We start from the raw sequence: 11,672 nt of genomic DNA, 5'->3' as shown, positions 1-11,672 counted from the left end.
TCTTATGGTGTTTATTATTGAGATAATCTTTATTTGGCGCCGCAATTCACTTACATTCATTTAGCATCTTGATTGCAATAGTAGGTTTCATTATGGAATGGCTGAACATCCTGATCGTTGAAGACGAAACGCCGCTGGCGGAGATGCACGCGGAGTTTATCCGCCAGAACGGCGGCTGCCGCCAGATTTGGCTGGCCGGCACGCTGGCGCAGGCGCGCGCCATGACCGAACGCTTCAAGCCGGATCTGATCCTGCTGGACAACTTTCTGCCGGACGGCCAGGGCATCACCCTGCTGCGCGAACTGACGCTGAGCGGCTATCGCGGCGGCATCGTGTTCATCACCGCCGCCAGCGACATGGCCACCGTAGCCGAGGCGTTGCGCTACGGCGTGTTCGACTACCTGATCAAACCGCTGGCCTATGACCGGCTGAGCCAGACGCTGCAGCGCTTCAGCCAGCGCCGCGAAGCGTTGAAGGACAAGGCGCGCCTTAACCAGCGCCGCATCGACGAGATGTTCAACACCTACGCCCGCGGCGAGCAGCAGGCGGCGCTGCCCGCTGGCATCGACGAGCTGACGCTGGGCAAGGTCCGCGCGCTGTTCGCCGAACCCGCCGCGCGGCATACCGCTGAAAGCGTTGCGCAAAAAATGGGGCTCAGCCGCACCACCGCGCGCCGTTATCTGGAGTTTTGCACCGCCGCGCAGCAGCTGCGCGCCGAGATCATTTACGGCAAAGTGGGCCGCCCACAGCGGATCTATCGCGCCGGCGAGCCGCATTAGCGGTTATTTGATCGCCCTTGCAAGGTTGCGTGTAACCGCTTTACTTTTTATGCGCCGGTCAGCATCTTGGTGAGCATCACCTAGCCGACTGGACGATCGCCGATGCCTGCTGCCCCCCTAGTTTCCCTGACCGATATCCTCGCCCGCCGTGACTGGCAAAACCCCGCCTGCACCCACTACCGCCGGCTGGACGCCCACCCGCCGTTCGCCAGCTGGCGCACGGTGGAAGACGCGCGCGACGACGCCCCCAGCGCCAGCCGCCGCTCACTGAACGGCGAGTGGCGCTTCAGCTATTTCCCGCGCCCGCAGGCGGCGCCGGAAGGCTGGCTGCAGCAGGATCTGCCGGACGCCGCCCCGCTGGCGGTGCCGGGCAACTGGCAGCTCGCCGGCTACGACGCGCCAATCTACACCAACGTGCGCTACCCGTTCCCGGTCGATCCGCCGCGCGTGCCGGAAGACAACCCGACCGGCTGCTACTCGCGCGTCTTCAGCGTCGATCCGGCCTGGCTGGCCGCCGGCCAGACGCGCGTTATCTTCGACGGCGTCAACTCGGCGTTCTATTTATGGTGCAATGGCCACTGGGTCGGCTATTCGCAGGACAGCCGCCTGCCGGCGGAGTTCGATCTCAGCCCGTGGCTGCAGCCGGGTGAAAACCGGCTGGCGGTGATGGTGCTGCGCTGGTGCGACGGCAGTTATCTCGAAGATCAGGACATGTGGCGCATGAGCGGCATCTTTCGCGACGTCAGCCTGCTGCACAAACCCGCCGCGCACCTGAGCGATGTGCGCATCACCACCCCGCTGCATGACGGCTTTACCCGCGGCGAACTGGTGGTGACGGCGCGCGCCAGCCGGCCCGGCCCGCTGCTGGTGCAGGTGCAGCTGTGGCGCGATGGTGCGCGGGTGGCCGAGCGCACCCAGCCGCTCGGCAGCGAGATCGTGGACGAACGCGGCGCCTATGACGATCGCGTCACGCTGCGCCTGCCGGTGGAACGCCCGGCGCTGTGGAGCGCCGAAACGCCCGTGCTGTATCGCACCACCGTCGCCCTGCTCTCGCCCACAGGAGAAATTATCGAGGTGGAGGCCTATAACGTTGGCTTCCGCCAGGTGGAAATCAGCGGCGGGCTGTTGAAGCTCAACGGGCAGCCGCTGCTGATCCGCGGCGTTAACCGCCACGAGCATCATCCGCGCCACGGCCAGGTGATGGACGAAGCGACGATGCGCCACGACATCCTGCTGATGAAGCAACACAACTTCAACGCGGTGCGCTGCTCGCATTATCCCAACCACCCGCTGTGGTATCGGTTGTGCGACCGCTACGGGCTGTACGTGGTGGACGAAGCCAATATCGAGACCCACGGCATGCAGCCGATGAACCGCCTGGCTGACGATCCGCTGTGGCTGCCGGCGATGAGCGAGCGCGTCACCCGCATGGTGCAACGCGATCGCAACCACCCTTGCATCATTATCTGGTCGCTGGGCAACGAGTCCGGCCACGGCGCGAACCACGACGCGCTGTACCGCTGGGTGAAAAGCCAGGATCCGACCCGCCCGGTACAATATGAAGGCGGCGGCGCCGACACCGCCGCCACCGACATCATCTGCCCGATGTACGCGCGAGTGGATCAGGATCAGCCGTTCCCGGCAGTGCCCAAATGGGCGATCGGCAAGTGGATCGGCCTGCCGGAGGAACAGCGCCCGCTGATCCTGTGCGAATACGCCCATGCGATGGGCAACAGCTTCGGCGGCTTTGAGCGCTACTGGCGCGCGTTCCACGCACATCCGCGCCTGCAGGGCGGCTTTATCTGGGACTGGGTCGATCAGGCGCTGATCAAGCGTGACGAGCGCGGCGAGGAATTTTGGGCCTACGGCGGCGACTTCGGCGACACCCCCAACGATCGCCAGTTCTGCCTGAACGGGCTGGTGTTCGCGGATCGCACCCCGCACCCGGCGCTGTTCGAAGCGCAGCGGGCGCAGCAGCTGTTCCGCTTCGCCTTCGACGCCGCCTCGCTGACGCTGACCGTCACCAGCGATTACCTGTTCCGCCACACCGACAACGAACAGCTCAACTGGCGGTTGGAGCTGGACGGCGTGGAGCGCGCCAGCGGCAGCTTCGATCTGGCGCTGCCGCCGCAGGGCAGCGCTAGCTTCATCTTGCTCGAGCGGCTGCCGATGCTGCATCAGCCCGGCGAGCTGTGGCTGAACGTGGAGGTGGTGCAACCGCAGGCCACCGACTGGTCTGAAGCGCACCACCGCTGCGCCTGGGATCAGTGGCGGGTGCCGCGCGCGCTGCATCCCGCGCCGCCGCCGGCGCAGGGCGTGCCGCCTACGCTGATTGAAGACGATCAGGGGCTGACGCTTACCCACGGCGACCAGCGCTGGCGCTTCGAGCGCAGCAGCGGCCACCTGACGCAGTGGTGGCAGAACGAGCAGCCGCAGCTGCTGACGCCGCTGCGCGACGGCTTTGCGCGCGCGCCGATCGATAACGACATCGGCGTCAGCGAGGCGAACCATATCGATCCCAACGCCTGGGTCGAACGCTGGAAGCTGGCGGGCCTGTACCGGCTGGAGGAGCGCTGCACGCAGTTGCAGGCCGATGCGCTGCAAAACGGCGTGCGGGTGGTGAGCGAACACCAGTTCGGCGTGGACGGGCAGATTTTGCTGATCAGCCGCAAGCAGTGGCTGTTCGACGCGCTGGGCGCGGTGAGCGTGAACGTGGAGGTCGAGGTGGCCGACGCCCTGCCGCCGCCGGCGCGCATCGGCCTGCACTGCCAACTGGCGACGGTGCAGCCGCAGGCGGAATGGCTGGGTCTGGGCCCGCACGAGAACTACCCGGATCGCCGCCTGGCCGCGCAGCACGGGCGCTGGCGCCTGCCGCTGGCGGATCTGCACACGCCGTATATTTTCCCCGGCGAGAACGGCCTGCGCTGCGACACCCGCAGCCTGCGCTACGGCGGCTGGCGCATCGACGGCCGCTTCCACTTCTCGCTCAGCCGCTACGGCCTGCAACAGCTGATGGCCTGCAGCCACCAGCATCTGCTGCAGCCGGAAGCAGGCACCTGGCTGCACCTGGACGGCTTCCACATGGGGGTGGGCGGCGACGACTCCTGGAGCCCGAGCGTGCACCGGGATTACCTGCTCACCGCCGGCGTTTACCGCTATCAGCTGCGCCTGCAGCGGGCGCCAGAGGGCTAAATCTGCCAAAAAACTCAACGGGTTGCGCATTCTGTAAGCAAACAGTCACAGAATGTGTAATCCGCCTTTGACATGCCTGCGGCGCCTCGCTATTATTCGCCCCGTTCCAACGATTCCTCTGTAGTTCAGTCGGTAGAACGGCGGACTGTTAATCCGTATGTCACTGGTTCGAGTCCAGTCAGAGGAGCCATATTTAGAGAAGCCCGCTTAAGGAAACTTAAGCGGGCTTTTTGCTGTTGGCGGGTTTGGGCTGCGACAGGCAACCGGCTGTCTGAATGCCAACCGCATTGACAGCGAAAATACCCTTGCCCGACGAACGTCTGCGCCGCAGGCTATCACCCCGGCCCTTCACTGCCCGCCGCCAGCAGCGGCACCAAGATATCGCTAATCGGCGTAGGGATGCCCTGCAAGCGCCCATAACGCTGCACGACACCGTTGCGTATGTCCCACTCCAGTGGCCGGTTGGCCTGCCGGTCAGCAAGAATAGAGGTGCCCAAATCCGCGGGCGCACGCTGAAAGCCGTCCACGATCGCCTCCGGCACGTTATCGTGAAGCACCGCACCCTGCGCGCGCGCGACGGCCAGGCATTCACGCAGATAAGCCAGGGCCAGTTGCGTTATGTCGGCGCGCGAAAACATGCCTGCGCGGCGATTGGCCAGCACCATCAGCCCCGCAGCCGCATTCTGCAACAGCTTACGCCAGGCAATCGAGAGAAAATCCGATGACAGCTCAACCGCACAGCGTGAACCGCTGAGCGCGTCGGCGATCGTTTGCGCCTGTGGCGCATCCGGCAGCGTCAGGCGCGGCGTGGCGCGTAGCCTGACGGACGCATCTTGCTCGCGCTGCGCCGGAAACCACACCACGGAGGGCAGCACCGTCGCCCCATTGACGTAAGGCGCCAGCAGAGATTGCTGCTCGACGCCGTTTTGCAGCGCACACACGACGGTGTTTTTATTGCACAACGCCGCCAGCCAGCCCGCGCTGTCGGTCACCTGCGTGGTTTTTACGGCGACAAAAACCAGATCGTAGGGATGGGCTACGGTACGCGGATCGCTTAAAACCGGCCCCGGCACCACCACTTCTCCCTCATCGTGGCGCAGAATTAATTGCGGATGGGCCGTACGCCCGCAAAGCAGCGGCGTGCGGCCCACTTCATGAAGCGCCGCAGCGATGGCGGTGCCGATGGCGCCGGGGCCGATAAGCGCAATAGTAGGGCGATCGGACATAGCGAGTCCTCCAGGTTGGATTAACCGTTCATCAGCCCGCGGTTTCTGTTACGCGCTAATGCTGATGCAGGATAAGCGGGCACCAGGGTAAATGATACGGCGACAAGGAGAGAAAAGCAGCTGTCGGAAACTATCCGGCCCCTCCCCACCAGCGAAACCCACTCTTTTATCTAAGAAGATTCCTAACCAAGATGACGGAAATCCCTCCCTGGCGCCAATACGCGGGTTAACCCGCCGATTTACAGCAATAATCCTGTAAAAACAAGTCGATAAGCGAATTGTTCGCGCTCGGTAAGTTACGTCTATCCTTTCGCTATGGGCGCCTGCCGCCCATCGTTCGCTGCAGATCGCGGCATGCGCGTTTCTGGCTGTTCGGGTTTCGGTTTATTCCATCGCGCGCTTCCATTCATCATGTTGAATTCCAAGATAATCTCTCAGCAACAAGGAGTGTTTATATGGCTTACGTCATTACCGACCGAGAAAAACTGCAAGCGATTTGGGAGGCCGCCAAAGCCGGCGACTGGCCGGCCGTGTATGCCGCATCCGTCGATACGCTCACCGATCCCAACCATGCCAACCAACCCATTGAGGGCGTGGATATCGCGGTGTATACCTGGATCAAAGGCGCCTATGGCGTGAACTCGAATCAGGGGGCGTTTGCCCATTACATTCGCGACCAAACCAAGTTGCAGTATGAGCTGCGCACCGGGCATGTGCCCGATGACTGGGAGGCGCGCATTCAGAATGCCTCCGACAACATCGCCAAAAACTTCGCCAAAACGCTGTTTGGCGTCGATCTGAGCAGCGATCCCAATGCGCCGCTGCCGGATGCCCCGCCCACCAGCGCCAAAGTGCCGGATATTCACGAGGTCGGCCTGATCGACGCCGGCGCGGCGGCGTCCGAAGTGTTCACCGACGCCTCCTCGACCGGCGCCCCCAACTATTCCCCCTGGGCCGGCACCACGCTGTTCTCTTATTTAGGCGATACCTCGTTCTTTACCGAATGGGTGGCGACCAACGACACCTCGGCCTTTAAGGTGGAAGGCGGGACTTACGATCTGATTGCCGCGGCGCAGGTCTCCATGCAGATGAAAAACCTCAGTTACGTGGTTGAAACGCTGCTGGCGGGCGAAGTGCCCACCTATTTGACCACCCTCGGCATTGGCCACGAGACCATCCGCCTCGCCGCCGAAGCGGCGCGTGATTTCTACACCGAATCCTACGGCAGCAGCGTGACCGGCGGCGGCAGCCTCATTCCCGGCAAGCTGGATATCGGCTCGGCGATTTTCAACGACATTGCCGACGTGCTGTCCACGCCGAATCTGTACCGCGTCGGTACGCTGCATGACGACGATTTCACGCTGGCGTTCGGCAATATCGCCGTTAACACCGGCAGCGGCGACGACACCATCAGCGTGCCGCGCGGCTGGCAAAACAACGCCGGCAACTACGGCTGGACGGTGATCGATGGCGGCAGCGGCCACGATACGGTCGATTATTCCAGCCTGTCGCACGGGGTAAACCTGAAGTTTGACGCCCAGGGCAGCTACGGCGGACGCGGGGTGATCGAGAAAAACGGCATCGGGCTGTATGGCTTTAAGGACGGGCTGTACAACATCGAAGCGGTGAAACTGACCGACTTTAAGGACAACGTCACCTTTAACGATCGAGTGCTGACGCCGGCCAACGGCCTGGAGGTCAACCTGGGAAAAGGCTCCAGCGAGATTCGTTTCGAGCACGGTTATACCACTGCGCCGGGAGGGAGCGCGCCGCAGGATTATCTCGGCGTGAACCTGAGCATGCTGTCCAACGATGTGCCCTTCCCCAACAGCCTGCTGAACATTCCCGTGAAACAGACCCACAATATCTACATCGACGACAGCTTCGAGCTGGGCTTTTTACAGGCCTCCTCCCTGTCTATCGATAACCACCTGCTGGCCTTCGGCGCCGAAGGATCAAACAGCAGCTTCTCACTGAATTACAACGCGCAAACCCATACGCAGGATCTGTCGATATTCATGCAGGGCGAAAGCGCGCTCAATCAGCACGTCGTCAATATCTACAATTGGGATCAAGGATACTTTGGCATCAATCTGGAGCAGCCGGCCATTCAGCTTGTCGGTTTGCAAACCATTGCCCCGCAAGAGCTGGCGGCCGCCTAAGCGAAGCCCGCCGGGTTTACCGGCGGGCTGTTTACCTGCAGCGCGGCGGCTCAGCCCCCATCCCGCTCCGCAATCCGCGCCATCAACGCCCCCAGCAAGGCCAGATCGACCAGCAGCGCCAGCGCGAAACAGGCTCCCTTTATCCCCGGCGCGGCATAGGTTTGCACCAGCGAAACGGCAACCACTACGGCCACGAGAGTCACCACCGTCGTCAGCCTGCACGCCACGGCGAACGCCGCTTTCTCCCCCACCGCCGTGCGGTAGGCGACGCCCTGCCCCAGACCGCCGAGGGCGAGGCCCGGCAGCAGGGCCGGCCAGCCGTGGCCGCCGAACAGCATCAGCAGCATCAATAGCCATCCCGCCGCCGCCAGTAAAAAGCCGTGGCGGAGAATCGCCAGCGCAGGCCGGTTCCGCAGCGTCCGCCAGCGGGCCAGCGCGGCGCCGCCGAGAAACGCCAGCGCCAATGCCGTCAGCAGCATCAGGGTCGCGCCGATGCCCAGCAGATTTTCGGTCTTCAGCAGCAAGGCGCCCGCCGCGACCGGCACGCTGAGCGCCAGGGCGCTCGCCGCCGTTCCCGTGTGTTCCATGGCGCCCAGGGCGCCGTTGTTGATATAGAGGCTCATCGTTCACTCCGACATGATGGAAATGATGAAATAAATTCATTTCCCTGTTCACATGTCAGTAGCCTATCTCTTGTATAATCGGTAAGACAAACTCATAGTTTTCAGCCTTGGATGAGAATAATTCAGCCATGAGAAAAACCCGTTTGCCGCCGCTGGGCGCGCTGCGCGCTTTCCACGCCGTGGCCGTCTGCCGCAGCTTCAAACTGGCCGCCGAGGCGCTGGACGTCAGCGCAACGGCGATCAGCCATCAGATCAAGCTGCTGGAGTCGGTGCTGGCATGCCGGGTGTGCGAGCGCAGCGCGCAGGGCGTCAGCCTGACCGAAACCGGCGAGATCCTGTATGCCGGCACCCAGCGCGCCTTCGCCGCGCTGGAGCAGTCCGTCGCCCAAATCACCCGCGCCCGGCAGCCGCCGGCGCTGACCGTCACCACCACCTCCAACTTTCTCACCCACTGGCTGGTGCCGCGCCTGGCGGATTTCAAGGCGGAGTTTCCCGCCATCGATCTGCGCCTGCACACCAGCGTCGAGCGGGTGGATCTCAGCCAGCGCACCGTGGACGTCGCCATCCGCTACCGTGAAACGCCGGAAAGCGATCTGCACTGCACCCTGCTGCATGAGGATCGCTTTATCGTGGTGGCCAGCCCGGCGCTGGCGCTGGAGCGCATCGAAGATTTGCTGCGGGTGACGCTGTTTCACGTGGAGCATCGGCAGGTGCCCGCCGACTCACCGACCTGGGAGAACTGGCGGCGGCGCTACGGGCCGGAAGGATTGAACGTGGAAGCCGGGCTGACCTTCAGCGACGAGACCCATGCGCTGCAGGCGGCGGTGGCGGGCCAGGGGGTGGTGATCGCCAGCCGGCTGCTGGCGCGCGATTTGTTGCAGCGCGGCGTGTTGGCGGCGCCGTTCGAGATGTCATTGCCCGGCGCCAACTACTATCTGGTGGCCACCGAAGAGACCGCGCAGCGCCCCGATATCATGGCGCTGCGCGCGTGGCTGCTGCGGCAAATGGCGGCGGGCTAACGGCTCTCGGGGGCGATTTCGCCCAGGCGGATCGCCACGCTGATCGCCTGCGCGGTGGTGGCGGCGCCGAGACGTTGGCGAATGCGCCGCAGGTGATTTTCCACCGTGCGTTCAGACAGGCCGAGCATCGCGGCGATATCAGCCTGCCGCCGGCCAATGGCGGTCCAGCTCAGCACCTCGCGCTCGCGCGCCGACAGCCGGCCCTCCCGTTCACCGGCAGCAGGTTCGAACAGCCGCCGCGCCGCCAGAAAAGCCGCCGCGCCCACCAGCGACAGCGCCAGCCGCACCGGCGGCGAGGCGTCGATGCGCTCGCCCCCCAGGCTGACCGCCCCCTCCAACCCGGCGGGTCCGAATACCGGGATCTGCACGCCGTGCAGACCGGCGCCGCGCGGCGTGCGCACAATCCGGTAGCGCTCGCCCTGCTGTGCCCGGGTTTTGGTCCAGAAGAACGGTTCGGCGGCCCGCAGCATGTGCCGGGTCACCGGGCAGTGCCGCACGTAGGTCAGCGCATCGACCGCCTCCCCCTCACCGAACCAGTCGCCCTCGACCCAATAAATATGCTCGATCCCCGCCTCCGCCGCCGCGGAGGCGGAAAACAGCACAAAGCGGTTGTAACCGAACGGCGCGGCGAAGGCGCGAACCCGCCCCTGAATGGCGGACAAGGTGCGCTCGTAGTCCATCGCCAACGCCGTCTGGAAAGCGCGCTGCGCGATCTCGTCGCTCATCGCGCGGCGACGTCGGCCAGCAGCGTTTCTGCCGCCAGTTTGCCAAGGTTGTTGGAAGCCAGCGGGCTGTCGCCGGTCAGCAGGCGCCGATCTTTATGCACCTTGCCGGTGATGTCGGCGTTGACGATCTTAACGCCCAACTCGCGCAGGCGTTCGCCTACCAGCCAAGGCATCGGGCCGGGGATATAGCCGATATCGATGTTGGCGCCGGTATCGAGCGAGTCCGGGAACACGCACATCTCATAGCCGCGATAGAGGAAATCCGCTTTGCTCTCGCCGATGCCCGCCGCCAGCAAACCGGCCGGCCCGTGGCACAGCGAGATCACGTAGCGATCGTGGTCATGCGCCCAGTGCAGCGTCTTTTTCACCTCTTCACTGAACGGGATATCGTTGAGCACGCCGTGGCCGCCGGGAATGAAAACGCCGAGGTAGTTGCCGCCATCCAGATCCTTCACCACTTCCGTCAGCTTTTTCGGCTGCTTAAGTTGGCTGCGGTACTTCTCGTAGGTGGCCTTGACCGCTTCATCTTCATGCGGGAACGCCCACATCTCCAGCTTCACCGGATCGCCGGACGGCGTGGCGACGTCGATCTCGAAACCGGCCAGATCCAGGTGATACATCGGCAGCAGCATCTCGACCGGGTGATTGCCGGTGGAGAAGAACTTGCCGTTTTGCATCAGCAGGTAGCGCTCCTGCGAGGCGATCATCAGCACCTTCCACTTGCCGCCGCGATAGGCGTTCGGGTAGCTGGCGCCCGTGAAGTCGGTTTTGGACGAGGTGTACTGGCTGAGGGAGTAAGGGGATGGGAAGAACGCGTTGTCTTCCGCCACATCCGGGGTGGGATTACGATCGTTGGACACTGAATCAGTCATGATTATCTCCATATTCATCGTTGCATTGCCCATTCAGCTTAAATAACCGCCGGCAGGGCCGCAATGAGGGATATCCCTCAAGCAGCGCCCAGGCGGCGGAGCGTCCCCCTGGGCGCTGTTCTTAGCTGTTCACAAACGCCAGCAGATCGGCGTTGACCTGATCGGCGTGGGTGGTCGGGATGCCGTGCGGCGCGCCCTTGTAGGTATGCAGCGTGCCGTTTTGCACCAGCTTGGCCGACAGCACGCCAGAGTCCTGATAAGGCACTACCTGATCGTCGTCGCCGTGGATCACCAGCACCGGAATGGCAATCTTCTTGAGATCTTCGGTGAAATCGGTCTGCGAGAAGGCGACGATGCCGTCATAGTGCGCCTTGGCGCCGCCCATCATGCCCTGGCGCCACCAGTTCCAGATAATGGCCTCCGACGGTTTGGCGCCCGGACGGTTATAGCCGTAGAACGGGCCGGCGGGCACGTCGTAATAGAATTGCGCCCGGTTGGCGGCCAGCTGCGCCTGGAAATCATCGAACACCGCTTTGGGGGTGCCCTGCGGATTGGCGTCGGTTTTCACCATCAGCGGCGGCACCGCGCTGATCAACACCGCTTTGGACACCTTGTCCTCGCCGTGGCGCACGATATAGCGTACTACCTCGCCGCCGCCCGTCGAGTGGCCCACGTGCATCGCGCCCTGTACGCCCAGGTGTTTCACCACCGCGGCGACATCATCGGCGTAGTGGTCCATGTCGTGCCCTTCCCACACCTGGCTGGAGCGGCCGTGGCCGCGGCGATCGTGCGCAACCACGCGGAACCCTTGGTTCACGAAGAACAGCATCTGGGCATCCCAGTCATCGCTGGACAGCGGCCAGCCGTGGTGGAAATAGATAACCTTGCCGTTTTTGGGGCCCCAATCCTTGTAGAAAATCTCGACGCCATCGCTGGTCGTTACATAACCCATGTCGTTTCTCCCATTTACACTATGGTTAAAAAAGAAGGTTTATACTGCGCACGGCGCCGGGATCTCTGGTTCCCTCATCCCGGCTGGCCGACGATCTTGCGTTGATCGTTTAACGAGTATAG

Annotated in this window: 9 protein-coding genes and 1 tRNA gene; 5 read left to right on the top strand and 5 right to left on the bottom strand. The window is 63.4% G+C overall.

Annotated features, from left to right (window positions below):
• Window positions 1-92: 92 nt before the first annotated feature.
• From dpiA to L085_RS12490, 3 genes are all read left to right on the top strand, one after another.
• On the top strand, window positions 93-779 hold the full coding sequence (gene dpiA, locus L085_RS12500) for a two-component response regulator DpiA (RefSeq protein WP_021505854.1): 687 nt from the start codon (window positions 93-95) through the stop codon (window positions 777-779).
• A gap of 102 nt (window positions 780-881) precedes the next feature.
• On the top strand, window positions 882-3,971 hold the full coding sequence (locus L085_RS12495; protein WP_044030872.1) for a beta-galactosidase: 3,090 nt from the start codon (window positions 882-884) through the stop codon (window positions 3,969-3,971).
• A gap of 114 nt (window positions 3,972-4,085) precedes the next feature.
• Window positions 4,086-4,161, top strand: a tRNA-Asn gene (locus L085_RS12490).
• A 145-nt stretch (window positions 4,162-4,306) separates the two neighbouring features.
• On the opposite strand, the gene L085_RS12485 is transcribed toward L085_RS12490, so the two are convergent.
• A complete protein-coding gene (locus L085_RS12485) occupies window positions 4,307-5,197 on the bottom strand; it encodes an oxidoreductase (protein ID WP_044030871.1) in 891 nt (296 codons plus the stop codon).
• 455 nt (window positions 5,198-5,652) lie between these two features.
• Between L085_RS12485 and L085_RS12480 the strand changes: the two genes are divergently transcribed.
• The gene (locus L085_RS12480) at window positions 5,653-7,359 is read left to right on the top strand and encodes a hypothetical protein (RefSeq protein ID WP_044030870.1); all 1,707 of its coding nucleotides are present in this window, start codon (window positions 5,653-5,655) and stop codon (window positions 7,357-7,359) included.
• 50 nt (window positions 7,360-7,409) lie between these two features.
• Here the strand turns inward: L085_RS12480 and L085_RS12475 are convergent, their stop codons facing one another.
• Entirely contained in the window at window positions 7,410-7,982 is a 573-nt protein-coding gene (locus L085_RS12475; protein ID WP_044030869.1) for a hypothetical protein, read from the bottom strand.
• 128 nt (window positions 7,983-8,110) lie between these two features.
• On the opposite strand from L085_RS12475, the gene L085_RS12470 reads away from it, so the two are divergent.
• Complete coding sequence (locus L085_RS12470; RefSeq protein WP_044030868.1) at window positions 8,111-9,001, top strand: LysR substrate-binding domain-containing protein; 891 nt, start codon at window positions 8,111-8,113, stop codon at window positions 8,999-9,001.
• Here L085_RS12470 and L085_RS12465 read toward each other — a convergent pair.
• From L085_RS12465 to L085_RS12455, 3 genes are all read right to left on the bottom strand, one after another.
• The gene (locus L085_RS12465) at window positions 8,998-9,726 is read right to left on the bottom strand and encodes a PA1136 family autoinducer-binding transcriptional regulator (RefSeq protein ID WP_044030867.1); all 729 of its coding nucleotides are present in this window, start codon (window positions 9,724-9,726) and stop codon (window positions 8,998-9,000) included. The two genes, L085_RS12470 and L085_RS12465, sit on opposite strands and share 4 nt — an antisense overlap.
• On the bottom strand, window positions 9,723-10,598 hold the full coding sequence (hchA, locus tag L085_RS12460) for a glyoxalase III HchA (RefSeq protein ID WP_015378451.1): 876 nt from the start codon (window positions 10,596-10,598) through the stop codon (window positions 9,723-9,725). Before hchA ends, L085_RS12465 begins: the two co-directional genes overlap by 4 nt.
• 121 nt (window positions 10,599-10,719) lie before the next feature.
• The gene (locus L085_RS12455) at window positions 10,720-11,550 is read right to left on the bottom strand and encodes an alpha/beta hydrolase (RefSeq protein WP_044030866.1); all 831 of its coding nucleotides are present in this window, start codon (window positions 11,548-11,550) and stop codon (window positions 10,720-10,722) included.
• Between the last annotated feature and the right edge of the window lie 122 nt (window positions 11,551-11,672).

Source organism: Serratia sp. FS14, assembly GCF_000695995.1.
GTDB classification, from domain to species: domain Bacteria; phylum Pseudomonadota; class Gammaproteobacteria; order Enterobacterales; family Enterobacteriaceae; genus Serratia; species Serratia nematodiphila.
The sequence above is the reverse complement of the archived record's forward strand: the minus strand, read 5'-3'. Positions and strand labels throughout refer to the sequence as shown.

Bases quoted from the DNA above. Each gene is read 5' to 3' on its own strand.
- dpiA (WP_021505854.1), top strand. From the start codon at position 93: ATGGAATGGCTGAACATCCTGATCGTTGAAGACGAAACGCCGCTGGCG.
- L085_RS12495 (WP_044030872.1), top strand. From the start codon at position 882: ATGCCTGCTGCCCCCCTAGTTTCCCTGACCGATATCCTCGCCCGCCGT.
- L085_RS12485 (WP_044030871.1), bottom strand. From the start codon at position 5,197: ATGTCCGATCGCCCTACTATTGCGCTTATCGGCCCCGGCGCCATCGGC.
- L085_RS12480 (WP_044030870.1), top strand. From the start codon at position 5,653: ATGGCTTACGTCATTACCGACCGAGAAAAACTGCAAGCGATTTGGGAG.
- L085_RS12475 (WP_044030869.1), bottom strand. From the start codon at position 7,982: ATGAGCCTCTATATCAACAACGGCGCCCTGGGCGCCATGGAACACACG.
- L085_RS12470 (WP_044030868.1), top strand. From the start codon at position 8,111: ATGAGAAAAACCCGTTTGCCGCCGCTGGGCGCGCTGCGCGCTTTCCAC.
- L085_RS12465 (WP_044030867.1), bottom strand. From the start codon at position 9,726: ATGAGCGACGAGATCGCGCAGCGCGCTTTCCAGACGGCGTTGGCGATG.
- hchA (WP_015378451.1), bottom strand. From the start codon at position 10,598: ATGACTGATTCAGTGTCCAACGATCGTAATCCCACCCCGGATGTGGCG.
- L085_RS12455 (WP_044030866.1), bottom strand. From the start codon at position 11,550: ATGGGTTATGTAACGACCAGCGATGGCGTCGAGATTTTCTACAAGGAT.